This window comes from Streptomyces sp. NPDC032198, assembly GCF_040636975.1.
GTDB lineage: Bacteria > Actinomycetota > Actinomycetes > Streptomycetales > Streptomycetaceae > Streptomyces.
Genome location: NZ_JBEZVL010000009.1, coordinates 187,577 through 201,343, shown reverse-complemented (window position 1 = coordinate 201,343; position 13,767 = coordinate 187,577). Strand labels below are relative to the sequence as shown.

At 70.3% G+C, this 13,767-nt stretch carries 14 protein-coding genes, 1 tRNA gene and 1 pseudogene; 9 read left to right on the top strand and 7 right to left on the bottom strand.

Annotated features, from left to right (window positions below; genetic code table 11):
- The first annotated feature begins 102 nt into the window (after positions 1 to 102).
- From AB0E78_RS24750 to AB0E78_RS24710, 9 genes are all read left to right on the top strand, one after another.
- Positions 103 to 1,491: a peptidoglycan-binding protein gene (locus AB0E78_RS24750; protein ID WP_361836319.1), complete on the top strand. Its 1,389-nt coding sequence runs from the start codon at positions 103 to 105 to the stop codon at positions 1,489 to 1,491.
- Positions 1,492 to 1,633: 142 nt separating this feature from the next.
- Positions 1,634 to 2,818, top strand: a complete 1,185-nt coding sequence (locus tag AB0E78_RS24745) for an SPFH domain-containing protein (protein WP_361836317.1) — start codon at positions 1,634 to 1,636, stop codon at positions 2,816 to 2,818.
- The gene (locus AB0E78_RS24740) at positions 2,805 to 3,491 is read left to right on the top strand and encodes a nucleoside/nucleotide kinase family protein (RefSeq protein WP_361836314.1); all 687 of its coding nucleotides are present in this window, start codon (positions 2,805 to 2,807) and stop codon (positions 3,489 to 3,491) included. The genes AB0E78_RS24745 and AB0E78_RS24740 overlap by 14 nt, the downstream gene beginning before the upstream one ends.
- A gap of 106 nt (positions 3,492 to 3,597) precedes the next feature.
- Entirely contained in the window at positions 3,598 to 4,200 is a 603-nt protein-coding gene (locus tag AB0E78_RS24735) for a lytic polysaccharide monooxygenase (protein WP_361836312.1), read from the top strand.
- A gap of 109 nt (positions 4,201 to 4,309) precedes the next feature.
- Entirely contained in the window at positions 4,310 to 4,801 is a 492-nt protein-coding gene (locus AB0E78_RS24730) for a DUF3592 domain-containing protein (RefSeq protein ID WP_361836309.1), read from the top strand.
- A gap of 81 nt (positions 4,802 to 4,882) precedes the next feature.
- Positions 4,883 to 6,544: a long-chain-fatty-acid--CoA ligase gene (locus AB0E78_RS24725; RefSeq protein ID WP_361836306.1), complete on the top strand. Its 1,662-nt coding sequence runs from the start codon at positions 4,883 to 4,885 to the stop codon at positions 6,542 to 6,544.
- A gap of 172 nt (positions 6,545 to 6,716) precedes the next feature.
- On the top strand, positions 6,717 to 8,012 hold the full coding sequence (locus AB0E78_RS24720) for a sensor domain-containing protein (protein ID WP_361836303.1): 1,296 nt from the start codon (positions 6,717 to 6,719) through the stop codon (positions 8,010 to 8,012).
- Positions 7,976 to 8,659 carry a response regulator transcription factor gene (locus AB0E78_RS24715; protein WP_361836301.1) on the top strand — a complete coding sequence of 228 codons (684 nt, stop codon included), beginning with the start codon at positions 7,976 to 7,978 and terminating at the stop codon, positions 8,657 to 8,659. Before AB0E78_RS24720 ends, AB0E78_RS24715 begins: the two co-directional genes overlap by 37 nt.
- Before the next feature lie 51 nt (positions 8,660 to 8,710).
- Positions 8,711 to 8,992 carry a hypothetical protein gene (locus AB0E78_RS24710; RefSeq protein WP_361836299.1) on the top strand — a complete coding sequence of 94 codons (282 nt, stop codon included), beginning with the start codon at positions 8,711 to 8,713 and terminating at the stop codon, positions 8,990 to 8,992.
- Here AB0E78_RS24710 and AB0E78_RS24705 read toward each other — a convergent pair.
- From AB0E78_RS24705 to ehuB, 7 genes and pseudogenes are all read right to left on the bottom strand, one after another.
- Positions 8,967 to 9,398: pseudogene (locus AB0E78_RS24705) on the bottom strand (MMPL family transporter); the annotation flags it as partial. The gene AB0E78_RS24710 and the pseudogene AB0E78_RS24705 sit on opposite strands and share 26 nt — an antisense overlap.
- Positions 9,399 to 9,443: 45 nt before the next feature.
- Positions 9,444 to 9,517: transfer RNA gene (locus tag AB0E78_RS24700), tRNA-Lys, on the bottom strand.
- 73 nt (positions 9,518 to 9,590) lie between these two features.
- Entirely contained in the window at positions 9,591 to 10,349 is a 759-nt protein-coding gene (locus tag AB0E78_RS24695; RefSeq protein ID WP_361836298.1) for an IclR family transcriptional regulator C-terminal domain-containing protein, read from the bottom strand.
- A 188-nt stretch (positions 10,350 to 10,537) separates the two neighbouring features.
- Positions 10,538 to 11,350 carry an ectoine/hydroxyectoine ABC transporter ATP-binding protein EhuA gene (gene ehuA / locus AB0E78_RS24690; RefSeq protein ID WP_249589754.1) on the bottom strand — a complete coding sequence of 271 codons (813 nt, stop codon included), beginning with the start codon at positions 11,348 to 11,350 and terminating at the stop codon, positions 10,538 to 10,540.
- Positions 11,340 to 12,005: an ectoine/hydroxyectoine ABC transporter permease subunit EhuD gene (ehuD, locus tag AB0E78_RS24685; protein WP_361836295.1), complete on the bottom strand. Its 666-nt coding sequence runs from the start codon at positions 12,003 to 12,005 to the stop codon at positions 11,340 to 11,342. The genes ehuA and ehuD overlap by 11 nt, the downstream gene beginning before the upstream one ends.
- Entirely contained in the window at positions 12,002 to 12,742 is a 741-nt protein-coding gene (gene ehuC / locus AB0E78_RS24680) for an ectoine/hydroxyectoine ABC transporter permease subunit EhuC (protein ID WP_361836292.1), read from the bottom strand. The genes ehuD and ehuC overlap by 4 nt, the downstream gene beginning before the upstream one ends.
- On the bottom strand, positions 12,739 to 13,548 hold the full coding sequence (gene ehuB, locus AB0E78_RS24675; RefSeq protein WP_361836781.1) for an ectoine/hydroxyectoine ABC transporter substrate-binding protein EhuB: 810 nt from the start codon (positions 13,546 to 13,548) through the stop codon (positions 12,739 to 12,741). The genes ehuC and ehuB overlap by 4 nt, the downstream gene beginning before the upstream one ends.
- Positions 13,549 to 13,767: the final 219 nt, after the last annotated feature.

Here is a 13,767-nt window from a genome sequence, read left to right as displayed (position 1 = left end):
ATCATTCGGACCGTCAACATGCGATATCACCGGACAGTTGAGAAGCTGACGACTGTGCAGATGCGACGCAGACATTCTTTCCTGGAGTGTGAGGGGAATCGCATGGAGGGTGCTCCGGTATTCGAGGAATTCGACCCCGAGAGCGACTGCGACTGCCCCGGATGCATTCACCGGCGGCGATCCATGACCCACGCACTCCCCGTACGGCAGGGCGGCCACCCGGGGGCGCACGGCGCGCGCCGCGCCCTCGTCATCGCCGCGGCGGCGGGCTCCGTGCTCGGCGGCGGCCAGGCGCTTCCGGCGGCGGCGGCTCCGGGCGCGGGGCACCATCCGGTGGGGCCACCGGGGGCGCCGGGGGCTCCGGGGGCTCCGGGGGTTCCGCGCGTTCCGTCGGACGAGGGCCCGGGGGTGGGCGACCCGGGCCCCGGTGACCCCGGTCCCGGCAGTCCGCAGGGTGGTACGAGTGCGCTGCACGGGGCGCCGGAGGTGCCGGGTTCCCCGGGGCCCACGGCGTCGGCGGCGCGGGCCACGACGCGGGCCGCGATCATGGCCCGCGCCAAGAAGTGGGTCGCGGCGAAGGTGCCGTACAGCATGGACTCGTACTGGTCCGACGGTTACCGCCAGGACTGCTCGGGCTTTGTCTCCATGGCCTGGAGCCTCGGCGGCAATGAATGGACGGGCAGCCTCGCCTCGTTCGCGGTGCGCATTACGAAGAGCCAGCTGCAGCCCGGCGACATCCTTCTCTTCCACAATCCGGCGAACCCCGAGAAGGGGTCGCACGTGACGATTTTCGGCGGCTGGGCGAACGCGGCACACACGCAATACACCGCGTACGAACAGGCCCGCCCGCACGCCCGTGTGCAGACGACTCCCTATGCCTATTGGAGCAATGGGAGCCGCTATCTGGCGTACCGCTACAAAGGGGTGGAGAGCGGCGCTCCGGGCGGCTCGGGGCCGAGCTCCGGCGCGCGCTACCCCGGCGCGGGATCGTTCGGCCCAGGTGCGAACAACAAGTACGTCACCCAGCTCGGCAAGGCACTGGTCGGCCGGGGCGGTGCCCGCTTCTACAAGACCGGGCCGGGTCCGCGCTGGAGCGACGCGGACCGCAGGGCCACGCAGGCGTTCCAGCGGGCGCAGGGCTGGACCGGCGCCGACGCGGACGGTCTGCCGGGCCCCGCGACATGGTCGTACCTGATGACGGGCAAGGGCCGCGACATCCCCGGCGCGGGGGCGGGCGGCGCCCAGAGCAAGGCGCCCGCGTACCCCGGCAGGGGAGTGTTCCGCCCCGGCCAGTCCAGCCCGTCGATCGAGAAGCTCGGCGGACAACTGGTGAAGAAGGGCTTCGGCAAGCACTACGGGCGGGGCCCCGGCCCGCGCTGGACGGAGAGCGACCGCCGCAACGTCGAGGCGTTCCAGCGCTCGCAGGGCTGGCGAGGCACAGCAGCGGACGGCTACCCGGGCCCCGAAACATGGCGGCGATTGTTCGCATGAGCTGCGTGAGCGGGGCGGCGCGCTTGAGACGCGGGCAGGAAGGTGACCGGGTTGCGGGTGTGACCCGGTCACGAGTTGGACCGGGGCACAGATGTGACCGCGTCGCGGATGAGATCGAGGCACGTATGAGGTGGAGGCAAGGATGAGTGCGACAGCGGCATCACGGTCACAGACCCCCCAGCCCGAGGACCCGAAGGCCGTCGGCGCCCCGGACACGCCCGCTCGCTCGCCGCGCCTGATCCAGAGCGAGGCCACCACCGAGATCCCCATCCATCTGCTCTTCCGCGACGACCCCGGCGACCCCGGGGTCTCACTGGCGCCCGCCGTGGTGCGGCGCAGGCAGGGGACGGGGGAGCAGCCCCGCACCACCCGGCGCCCGGTGGCGACGGCCGCCCGGCCGCTGCCCGTGGTCGACCCGGACCTCGGCGAGCGGCCCGCCCGCGTGCTGCCCGGTGCGGTCGGCGTGTTCGGCGGGACGGCGGGAGTCGCCGGGTGCGCAGCCGCGCTGTGGTGGGCGGGAGTACTGCCCGAGCCGGTGGCGCGAGCGGCGGGGCTGTTCCGGCCGGACGGGCACGGCGGCTACGACGCGTACACCGGGCTCGGTCTCGCCCAGTGGGCCTCGCTCGCCGGGTCGGGCGCGCTCGCGCTGTTCGGGTTCGGCGGCCTCGCCCGGGGCCGGGTCGGCACGGCGTGGGTGCTCACCCTCTTCGGGCGGTACCGCGGCAGCGTCCGCAGGACCGGGCTCATGTGGGTCAACCCGCTCCTCCTGCGCCGCCGTGTCGACGTACGCCTGCGGCACTGGCGCAGCGAGCCGATGCCCGCGGTGGACCGGGGCGGGGTCGCGCTGCGGGTCGTCGTGCTCGTGGTCTGGCGGGTCAAGGACGCGGCGCGCGCCACGCTCGGCGTCGCCGACCACCAGGAGTATCTGCGCGAGTGCGTCGAGGCGGCGACGGCCCGCGTCCTGTCCCGGCTGCCCGCCGACGCCTTCCACGACGACACCGCGACCCTGCGCGACGCGGACGCCGTGGGCGACACACTGACCCGGATGCTCGCGGCGGAGGCCGAGCCCGTCGGCATCGAGATCTTCTCGGCCCAGCCGACCCGCATCGAGTACGCCCCCGAGATCGCCGACACCATGCGCCTGCGCCGGGTGGCCGCCCTGGACGCGCGGCACCGCGACAGCGTGCTCACCTCGGTGGTGGACTCCGTCGAGGACACCGTGACCCGGCTGACCACCCGAGGCCTGGTCGAGCTCGACGACTACGAGCGCAAGGCCTTGGTCAAGGACCTGACGGTGGCGTTCTATACGGGGCATGGAGACCGATGACCACACCCCCGGCCACACCGCCGGCCGCGCCCCCGACCTCACCGCCCTCGCCCAGGACGCCCTGCGGCTGACCGCCGGGCGGCCCCGCACCCTCCTCGGGATCGCGGGGCCGCCAGGCGCGGGCAAGTCGACGTTCGCGCGGGCGCTGGTGGCGGCGATCGGCGAGAGCGCCGCGTATCTGCCGCTCGACGGGTTCCACCTCTCGAACGACCAGTTGGAGCGCCTCGGCCTCACCGCCCGCAAGGGATCGGAGCCGAGCTTCGACGTCCGGGGGTACGTCGCGCTGCTCGCCCGGGTCATCGAGGACACCGGCCACGACATCTACGTACCCGATTACGATCGCACCCTTCACGAGCCGGTGGCCGCCCGGCACCGGGTCCCGCCGACGGCCCGGCTCGTCGTCACCGAGGGGAACTATCTGGCCTGCGATCTGCCCGGCTGGCGCGAGGCGCGGGAGCTCATGGCTGAGTGCTGGTACGTGCGCGCACCTGCGGAGGTACGTCAACAGCGCTTGATCGAGAGGCAGTTGGCGGGCGGCCGAACGGCCGATGGGGCGGCGGCGTGGGTGGCGACGAACGACGGCCCGAACGGTGAACTCGTGGAGAAGTCGCGCCATCGGTGCGGCCGGATCGTCTCCACTATTGGTATGGACATGTTCAACTACCGCCCATAATCTGGGCTTGGTCTAGACCGCAGTACTTACTGCATCCCACTGCACCCGCAGTGCCGCAGCGCGCGCACGGCTCACGGAACCCCCACGTTTCCCCTGGAGCGGCAGCATGCGAAACAAGAAGTTGTACGCGGCCATGCTCGGCGCCACCACGGTCGGGGCCTTCGCGCTCTCGTCCGGTGGTGCGAGTGGTCACGGCTACACCGACCTGCCCGCCAGCCGTCAGATCAACTGTGCCAACGGCACGGTGAGCGGCTGCGGTTCCATCCAGTACGAACCCCAGAGCGTCGAGGGCCCCAAAGGCTTCCCGGCGGCCGGTCCCGCCGACGGCAAGATCTGCTCGGCGGGCGTCGGCGGCTTCGACTCGCTCAACCAGCCGAAGGCGCCGGGCGGCGGAGCCTGGCCGACGACCAGTGTCAGCGCCGGTCAGAACTACACCTTCCGCTGGCAGTTCACGGCACGCCACCGCACCACCGACTTCAAGTACTACATCACCAAGCAGGGTTGGGACGAGAGCAAGCCGGTGACCCGGGCTGCCCTCGAAACGACCCCGTTCCTCAACGTCCCCTACAACGGCCAGCAGCCGCCCGCCACGCTCTCGCACTCCGGGACCATTCCCGGCGGCAGGAGCGGACACCACGTGATCGTCGCGGTGTGGACGGTCCACGACACGGCGAACGCGTTCTACGCCTGCTCCGACGTCAAGTTCTGAGCAGGGCTTGAGGCTCTGGCGCACTCCCCACGGGTAGGTTCCGCGTACGCCGTCCAAGACCACGACGGCGTACGCGGAGCAGTACCGGCAGTAATCATCGGGGGATGCAGTGGAGTTCTTCTTTTATGCCGTGCCCACGCTCATCGGCGCAGGCGTGATCGCGATGGCGGTCAAGGTGATCAAGCGCTACTCGCAGTTGCGGCAGGCGTGGGCGAGCGGCCTGACGGCGCAGGCGCGTTGCCTGCGCACCTACACGACGACGAGCCGGCACGGCGAGGACCACCACATCACCACCACGCTGCACCACGTCTACGAGTTCACTCCGCACGCGGGCCGCCCCGTCCGGTTCGAGGAGGAGAACGGCCCCGCGACGATCGTGGAGGGCGACCTCGTCACCGTGTACTACGCGGCCGGCCGCCCCGAGGCGGCGACGGCGCACGAGCCGAGCCCCGGCAAGAGCGCGGCGGCCACGATCGGCGTGCTCTGCTTCTTCGGCGTCATGCTCGCCTTCTGCGTCTTCTTCATGGCGACGGCGCACGAGATGTTCAGTGCGGCCGACATGTTCGACTCCGATGACGTCTTCGACTCGGAGCTGCCCTAGCCCGTGCCCCAGCCCGTGCCTTGACCCCGCCGCCGAGGGCCCTCTCCACTTCTGACGATGCATCAATTATGGTGCGCGGCCATGGAGTCCACTGGGAGCACCGTCGCGGAACTCGTACAGGCGCGCTGGGGCGACCACCGCCCAGGACTGCACTTCGAGCAGCAGTCGCTGACCCACCACCAGGTCGCGGCGGGCGCGGCGGCGAGGGCCGCGCTCCTTGCCGACCTGCTGCCGAGAGGGGCCGAACCGCACGTCGGCGTGCTGCTCGACAACACCCCCGAGTACCCCCTGTGGCTGAGCGCGGCGGCGCTCGCGGGGGCGGCGGTGGCGGGCATCAACCCCACGCGCAGGGGAGCGGAACTGGCCCGCGACATCGTGCACACGGACTGCCGGGTCCTCATCACGGAACGGGCGCACCTCGCACTCCTGGACGGCCTTGAACTCCCGGGCGTACGCATCCTGGTGACGGACACGGATGCGTACGGGGAGCTGCTCGCGCCCTACGCGGACGCGGGCCCGGAGATATCGCCCTCCGTGACCCCGGCCGGCCGCATGCTCCTGTACTTCACCTCGGGCTCGACGGGCGCGCCCAAGGCCGCGATCTGCAGCCAGGGCCGTCTCGCGGCGGCGGGCCGGTCCCTGGTCGAGCACTTCGGTCTTGGGCCGGACGGCGTCCACTACATCTGCATGCCCATGTTCCACGGCAACGCGGTGATCGCGGACTGGGCGCCCGCGCTGGCGGGCGGGGCGGGGGTGGCGCTGCGGCGGCGCTTCTCGGCCTCCGCGTTCCTGGACGACGTACGGGCTCATGGGGCCACGTACTTCACCTATGTGGGCCGGGCGGTGCAGTACCTCCTGGCGACGCCCGAGCGTCCCGACGACACGGAGAACCCGCTCCGGATGGGCTTCGGAACCGAGGCGGGGGCGGTGGACGCGGGGCGGTTCGAGAAGCGGTTCGGTGTGCGGCTGGTGGAGGGTTACGGCTCCTCGGAGGGCGGTGCGGCGATCCAGCGGGCGCCGGGGACTCCGGCCGGGGCGATCGGGCGGGCGGCGCCGGGGGACGAACTGGCGGTGGTGGATCCCGTTACGCGTACGGAGTGCCCGCCCGCTGCCTTCGCCGCGGACGGGCGGCTGCTGAACGGGGACGCGGCGATAGGGGAGCTGGTCAACAAGGGCCGATCGCCCTTCGAGGGGTACTGGCGCAACACGGAGGCGGACGCGGCGCGGCTCCGGGACGGCTGGTACTGGACGGGGGACCTCTTCTACCGGGACGCGGAGGGGTTCCTCTACTTCGCGGGACGCACGGACGACAGGCTCCGCGTGGACAGCGAGAACCTGGCGGCGGCGATGATCGAGAACATCCTCGCGCGGTGGGAGGGGGCGGCGGCGGTCGCGGTGTACGCGGTGCCTGATCCCGTGGCGGGGGATCAGGTGATGGCGGCGCTCGCCCCCCGGGGCGGGGTGGAGTTCGATCCGCTCGCCTTCGCCGAGTTCCTGCTGTCGCAGGAGGACTTGGGCACGAAGATGGCGCCCCGCTTTGTGCGGGTGGTGCGGAGTATGCCGGTCACCGCCACCAACAAGGTGGCGCGGGCCTCCCTGCGCCGGGAGGGGTTCCGCTGCGGGGATCCCGTCTGGTGGCGTCCCGATGCCGGGGGTGGGGCGTACGAGCGGCTCACCCCTGCCGCCGAGTCCTCTCTTCTCGACCTGTACAGGGCCCAGGCCCGGGAGGGGCTGCTGTCGTAGGACGGGCCTCTCCCACCCGCCCAGCCGCCCGATTGCCCCGCAGCCTCCCCCTGAACGAACAAGCATTTCCCGCCCACCCACCCGATTGCCCCGCGGCACCATCGATCAGTCAACGATCGGCCGCAGTCGGCACCGCACCCCCAAACGAACCAGCCCCGCATACCGTGACCCCATGGACGGGGAAAGCGTGTGGACCGGGCTTCGAGGGCGGGCGTATCTGGGGAGCAGCGCGCCCTGGAGAGCGCTGGCATACCTCCTGGGCGGCGTAAGCCTCGGGGTCCTGGTTCTCCTCGGTGGGCTTCTCGGCCTCACCGTGAGCGCCGCCCTGACCCTGGTCCTCGTAGGCCTCCCCCTCCTGCCCCTCCTGGGCCTCACCGGCATCCCCATAGCCGCCCTGGAACGCCGCCGCCTCCGCCTGGTCGACCCCCGGCCCCCCGCACCCACCCCCCACCGCACCCCCGAAGCCCCCGGCATCCCCGCCTGGTTCAAGCTGCGCGTCAAGGAGCAGGCCACCTGGCGCGAGCTCGCGTACGCCGCCCTGCTCGCCCTCGTGCTGTGGCCCCTCGACCTCCTCGTACTCACCTGCACTGTCGGCGCCCCCGCACTCCTCATCGCCACCCCCGCCCAACTCGCCCTGGACGGAGGCGAGATACGCGCGGCCAAGCTCTGGCTCGTCAGCGACTATCCGCACGCCTTCGCCACGGCACTCCTCGGCCTGCTCCTCCTCGCCCCGCTCCTCTACCCCCTGGGCGCCTACGCCGCCGCCCGCGCCGCCCTCGCCCGACTCCTCCTCGCGCCCCGCGAGGCCGAGTTGACCACCCAGCTCGCCGAAGTGACCCGCTCCAGGGCCCGCCTGGTCGACGCCTTCGAAGCCGAGCGGCGCCGGATCGAACGCGACCTGCACGACGGGGCCCAGCAGCGGCTCGTCGCGCTGACCATGACCCTGGGCCTCGCCAGGCTCGACGCCGCCCCCGGCAGCCCCCTTGCCGCCCAACTCGCCACGGCCCACGACGGAGCGGGGAAAGTTCTTGCCGAACTGCGTGAGCTCATCCGTGGCATCCACCCCCAAGTCCTCGCCGACTACGGCCTCGCCGCCGCCATCGAGGACGCCGCCGACCGCTCCCCGGTCCCCGTGGACACCGACCTGGACCTGCCCCGCCTCCCCGAACCCGTGGAATCCGCCGGGTACTTCACCACTCGTGAGGCCCTCACCAACATCGCCCGGCACAGCAACGCGCCCCGCGCGCACATCAGGGCCCGCCACGAGGGTGAGATCCTCCGCATCGACGTGTGCGACGAAGGCGACGGCGGCGCTGACCCGGCCAGGGGCACCGGCCTGACCGGCCTCGCGGACCGGATCGCGGTGCTCGATGGCACACTGACGGTCACCAGCCCGCCCGGCGGCCCGACCGTACTGTCCATGGAGATCCCGTGCCGAGCCCAGCAGCCCAGAGCCCTCGCCGACTGAACGGTCTGCGGATCGTCGTCGCCGAGGACAGCGTGCTGCTCCGCGAGGGGCTCATCGGACTGCTCGCCCGTTTCGGCCACGAGGTGCCGGCCGCGCTCGGGGACGCGGAGGGGCTGCGCGCCGCCGTCGACGCGCACGACCCGGACCTCGTCCTGACCGACGTACGCATGCCGCCCAGCTTCAAGGACGAGGGGCTGCGCGCCGCACTCGCCCTGCGGGCCGAGCGGCCGAAGCTGCCGGTCCTGGTGCTCAGCCAGTACGTGCAGCGTTCGTACGCCGCCGAGCTCCTGGACACCGGCGACGGCACCGGCGTCGGCTATCTGCTCAAGGACCGGGTGGGCCAGGTCGAGCAGTTCGCCGACGCGGTGGCACGGGTCGCGGACGGCGGCACGGTCGTGGACCCGGAGGTCGTACGGCAGTTGATCAGGCGCCGCCGTGACCCCCTCGAACAGCTCACGCCGCGCGAACGCGAGATGCTCGGCCTGGTCGCCGAGGGCAGGTCGAACGCGTCGATCGCCGCCGAACTCATCGTCAGCGAGGCGGCGGTGGGCAAACACATCGGCAACATCCTCGGCAAACTGGACCTGCCGCCCGGGGACGGAACGCACCGCAGGGTGCTCGCGGTCCTGGCATACCTGCGGGCCTGAGCCCGGAAAGCGTGCACAGGCCACCGGTCAGGTCCATTACGATCCTGAACCATGAGCACGTCAGACCAGATACGGGCAGGCCTCACGCCGCGCCAGGCCCGGCGCCTAAGGATCGCCGCGGCCTCGGTGCTGATGGCCGCGGCGGCCGTGGTGCTCGCCGTGCGCCTGGCGAGCCGGTCGTCCGTCCTGGTCGTGGGGGTGTACGGGCTGCTGCTCGTCCTCTGCGGCCTGGTGATCGAACTCAGCAGGCGCGGTCGGACCAGGCTCGGCAGCTACCTCCTCGCCGCCGGCCTGGTGGCCGCCCTGGTCATGGACTGGGTGGTGCTTGCCTGACCCCCTGCTTGGCCGGCCCGGGACCGGCGGAGGGCGCCTCGCGGAGCCCGTACCGCTGATGGATCTTCCGCAGCCGCGGCGGCGCCCACCAGGCGCGGCGGCCGAGCAGCGTCATCGTCGCCGGGACGAGGAACATCCGGACCAGGGTCGCGTCGATGAGCACCGCGAGCGTCAGGCCGAGCCCGATCTGCAGGATCGGTGAGAAGCCCCCGGTCATGAAGCCGCCGAAGACGATCGCGAGCAGCAGCGCCGCGCAGCTGACGACGCGGCCCGAGCGGCGCAGGCCCTCGACGGTGACGGCGCGGGGATCGCCTCTCTCCAGCCAGGTCTCCCGCATCCGGGACAGGATGAACAGCTCGTAGTCCATGGCGAGTCCGAACGCGATCGCGATGATCAGCGGCGGCGCAACAAAAGAAGCCCCTCGCTTCAGCGAGGGGCTTCTCTCTGTCTGTGCGCCGCCAGGGACTCGAACCCCGGACCCGCTGATTAAGAGTCAGCTGCTCTAACCAACTGAGCTAGCGGCGCCTGCTGACTCAAAAATAATACCTGGTCCTGGAGGGTGCTCAGAACCGCCCGCGGCCGGCCTTGGCCGTGGGTTCTAGATCGCCAGGGAGAGCAGTACCGGGGCCGCCCCGCGGTTGAGCGTCTGGGCCGCTTCCCGCAGCCGGTGTGCGTGCTCCACCGGGAGGGAGAGCGCCAGGCAGCCGACCGCGGAGCCCGCCGTGATGGGGACGGCGGCGCAGACCGTGCCGACCGCGTACTCCTGTAGGTCGAGGACCGGGACCGTCGCGGGCTGGGCGGCGAGGCGGTTCAGCAGGACCCGCTCGTTCGTGATCGTCCGCGAGGTGAGGCGGGCCATCTTGTGGCGCGAGAGGTGGTCCCTGCGGCCGTTCAGGTCGAGCTGGGTCAGCAGGCTCTTGCCGACCGCGCTGGCGTGCGCGGAGGAACGGAAGTCCACCCACTCGTTGACCTTGGGGGTGCAGGGGCCGTCCGCGAAGTCGGTGATCTTGATTTCGCCGTCTTCGTACCGGCTGATGTAGACCGCCGCGCCGATCGAGTCGCGCAGCTCGTCGAGGGTCTCCTTGAGCTTGTCCCGCAGGGCCTGGTCGCGGCGGTGGGCCGAGCCGAGGCGGGCGAGGGACGCGCCGGTCACATACGCACCGTCGGCTACCTGCTCGACGTATGCCTCGCGGCGGAGCATGCGCAGCAGGGCGGCGAGCTGGGGTGCGGGCAGTTTGGTCTGCCGGGCGAGCTCGGCGTCGGTCACGCCGGTCTCGTGCCGGGCGACGATCTCGAGCACCCGCAGGGCACTCTGCACCGAATGCTGCGGCGCGGTCGGCTCATGCTTCAGCGCCACGGCTTCCCCCTGCGTGGAACGGTTCCGGACAGCTGGGCTCCGTCCCACGATAGCCGCCAAGAGGTCGATATGGAGCGGCTGTTGACGAGATTGGTGGCGCGTTCCGGCTCCGTCAGCAGGAACGCGCCACTCTGGCATATGCCAGCGTCACCACCCAAGGCCATAGCCTGCGTGGTTACGGAGCGCGGTCACAGGACTGCGCTGAGGAACTCCCTGGTCCGCTCGTGCTCGGGCTCGGTGAAGATCTTCTCCGGCGTCCCGGACTCGATGACCCGGCCGGAGTCGAACATCAGGACCTGGTCCGAGATGTCACGGGCGAAGTTCATCTCGTGGGTCACGCAGAGCATCGTGATGTCCGTGGTGTGGGCGATGTCCCGCAGGACGTCGAGGACACCCGCCACCAGTTCGGGGTCGAGCGCGGACGTGACCTCGTCCAGGAGCAGCACCTGCGGGCGCATCGCCAGGGCGCGCGCGATCGCGACGCGCTGCTGCTGGCCGCCGGAGAGCTGGTTGGGGTACTTGTCGATGTGCTCGGTGAGCCCGACCAGTTCGAGCAGGCCGCGGGCGCGCTCCTCGGCCTCGTCCTTGGACAGGCCGAGCACCTGGACCGGCGCCTCGGTGATGTTCCGCAGGACCTTCATGTTCGGGAAGAGGTTGAACTGCTGGAACACCATCCCGATGTTCTTGCGGACCTCGCGGATGTACTTCTCGCCCGCCGGCACGAGCTTGCCGTTCTTCTCCTCGTGCGTGAGGTAACGCCCGCCGACCTTGATCGTGCCCTCCTCGGGCTTCATCAGGGTCATGAGCAGCCGCAGGATCGTGGTCTTGCCGGATCCGGAGGGGCCGATCAGCGTGACGTGCTTGCCCGAGTCCACGGAGAAGTCGAGCTCGTCGAGGACGGTGTTCGAGCCGAACCTCTTGGTGACCTTGTCGAAGCGGATCAGCTCGCTGCCGTCCACCGCCGGATTGGTCGTTTCCTTGGGGGTGCTTTCAGACGACAAGACGACGCTCCAGAGCTCGGAGGAGGAGGGAGGACGGGTAGGCGATGACGATGAAGGCCACACCGACGACGGTCAGGGCCTCGGTGTACTGGAAGGTCTCCGCCGCCTGGAGCCGCGAGCGCTGCAGCAGCTCCAGGACGCCGATGCTGGCGAGCAGCGGGGTGTCCTTCAGCATCGCGATGACGTAGTTGCCGAGCGCGGGGATCACGCGGCGGATGGCCTGCGGCAGGATCACCGCGGTCCACGTGTGGCGGTAGGGCAGGCTCAGCGCTGTGGCCGCCTCCCACTGGCCGACGGGTACGGCCTCGATGCCGGCGCGGTAGACCTGCGCGGTGTACGTCGAGTAGTGCAGGCCGATCGCGAGGATGCCGGTCGTCAGTGCGGAGAACTGGATGTCCCACTCCGGAAGGACGAAGAAGAAGAAGAACAGCTGCACGAGCAGCGGAGTGTTGCGGATGAACTCGGTGATGATGCCGACCGGCCACCGCACGAAACGGCTGGGCGCACGGAACAGGAGCGCCCACACCAGGCCGAGCGAGAACGAGATCAGCGAGCCCAGGGCGAGGATCTGCAGGGTGGTGAGGACGCCGTCCCAGAAGTGCGGCATGAAGTCGGAGACGGCGCCCCAGTCCCACTTGTCAGCAGCGATGATCATGCGCCGGTGCCCCCGCTCTTCGGAATCTGTGAAACTTGCATCTCCTGACGCCAGTTGAGCTTGGACATCAGGCCCCGGGACTCGGTCTTCTGCCCGATGCCCGCCTTGGTCTTACGCTCCAGGGAGCGCATCCCGCGGGTCAGCAGGAAGGCGAGCACGAAGTAGATGACCAGCGAGATCGTGTAGATCTCCGCGCTCTCCGTGGTGGCGAGGCGCACCAAGTACGCGGCGAAGGACACGTCACCGATACCGAGCAGCGAGACCAGGGCGGTGCCCTTGAGGAGCTCGACCAGCAGGTTCGAGAACGGCGGGATCATCTCCGGGATGGCCTGCGGCAGCAGGATCAGCCGCATGCGTTGCGCAGGGCTGAAGCTCAGCGCGACCCCCGCCTCGCGCTGTGCCGGCGCCACCGCGTTGAGCGAGCCACGCACGATCTCGGCGCCGTAGGCACCGTAGGAGAGCCCGAGGGCGAGCACGGCCGCCCACATCGGGACCAGCGCCCAGCCCACCAGCTGCGGCAGGACGAAGAAGATCCAGAACATCAGCACCAGCGAAGAGGTGCCGCGGAAGATCTCGGTGTAGAAACCGGCCAGGAAGCGCACGGTGCGCAGCCGGTGGGTGCGGGCCATGCCGATGCCGAAGGCGACGACGGTCGCGAGGGCCGCGCTGTAGATCGTCAGCTGGATGGTGATCCAGATACCGGGCAGAACCCAGTGTTCCCACAGTCCCGCTGTCATTTGCACAGCTCCTCTGCGGTCAGCTTGGTCATCTCGTCCTTCGTGAAGCCGAACGGCTTCAGGATCCGGAAGAGCTCACCGCTCTTCTTCATCTTGTGGATCTCCACGTTGAAGGCATCGCGCAGTTCCGTGTCGGTCGGCCGGAAGGTGAAGCCGCCGCCGTCGATCTGCTTCTCGCCGTCGACGATGGGCGCGAAGGCCTCGGTCGCCTCCGCCTTCGTGCTCTTGCGGACCACACCGCGGCCGGTCAGCGCGGTACCAGCGAAGAAGTCGATGCGACCCGCCTCGACGGCGTTCATGCCCGCGACCGGGTCCTGGTAGATGGCGATGTCGTCCCGCTTGTAGCCCGCGGCGATCCCGTAGTCGATCTCCGCGTAGGCAGGGCCCGTGCCCATCTTCGCCTTCGCCTTGAAGGCGTCCTGGTAGTTGAAGAGCTTCTTCGGGTTGCCCTTGCGGACGATGAAGGAGTCCAGCATCTGGTACTCAGGGTCGGAGAAGATGACCTGCTGACAGCGGTCCTTGTTGATGTACATCCCGGCCGAAACCACATCGAACTGCTGTGTTTTCAGACCCGGGATGAGCGAGCCGAACTCGGTGGCCACGGGCTGGACCTTGGGGACGCCCAGGCGTTTGAAGATCACTTTCGCGAGCTCCACCGCCTCACCGGTGAAGGCCCCGTCCTCGTCGATGTACCCGTACGGTGCCTCACCCGCGATCCCGAGCCGTACGGTGCCCTGCGACTTCAGGCGCGCCAGTGTGTCTCCCGTGGGCACCTTGCTGCAGCCCGCGGCGCCGAGCGCGCCCATCGCACCTACCGCGCCCGCGCCGAACAGGAGTGATCGTCGGCGGACCCCGGAGTTCCTGGGCACCGCACTCGGCCCTGCGCCGTAGGCACGGGGGCTCTCTGTCTCATTGCTCTCTGGGTCGTTCCAAAGTGGTGGAGCCATGGGCGCGCGGCTACCCGACTCGACGCGGAATATGCGGGCCAATTTCGGCCCCTGATGCAATCGTTGTGGTCTTGACCC

Coding starts and splice junctions, on each gene's coding strand:
- AB0E78_RS24750 (WP_361836319.1), top strand. CDS start 103: ATGGAGGGTGCTCCGGTATTCGAGGAATTCGACCCCGAGAGCGACTGC.
- AB0E78_RS24745 (WP_361836317.1), top strand. CDS start 1,634: ATGAGTGCGACAGCGGCATCACGGTCACAGACCCCCCAGCCCGAGGAC.
- AB0E78_RS24740 (WP_361836314.1), top strand. CDS start 2,805: ATGGAGACCGATGACCACACCCCCGGCCACACCGCCGGCCGCGCCCCC.
- AB0E78_RS24735 (WP_361836312.1), top strand. CDS start 3,598: ATGCGAAACAAGAAGTTGTACGCGGCCATGCTCGGCGCCACCACGGTC.
- AB0E78_RS24725 (WP_361836306.1), top strand. CDS start 4,883: ATGGAGTCCACTGGGAGCACCGTCGCGGAACTCGTACAGGCGCGCTGG.
- AB0E78_RS24720 (WP_361836303.1), top strand. CDS start 6,717: ATGGACGGGGAAAGCGTGTGGACCGGGCTTCGAGGGCGGGCGTATCTG.
- AB0E78_RS24710 (WP_361836299.1), top strand. CDS start 8,711: ATGAGCACGTCAGACCAGATACGGGCAGGCCTCACGCCGCGCCAGGCC.
- ehuD (WP_361836295.1), bottom strand. CDS start 12,005: ATGATCATCGCTGCTGACAAGTGGGACTGGGGCGCCGTCTCCGACTTC.
- ehuC (WP_361836292.1), bottom strand. CDS start 12,742: ATGACAGCGGGACTGTGGGAACACTGGGTTCTGCCCGGTATCTGGATC.
- ehuB (WP_361836781.1), bottom strand. CDS start 13,548: ATGGGCGCGCTCGGCGCCGCGGGCTGCAGCAAGGTGCCCACGGGAGAC.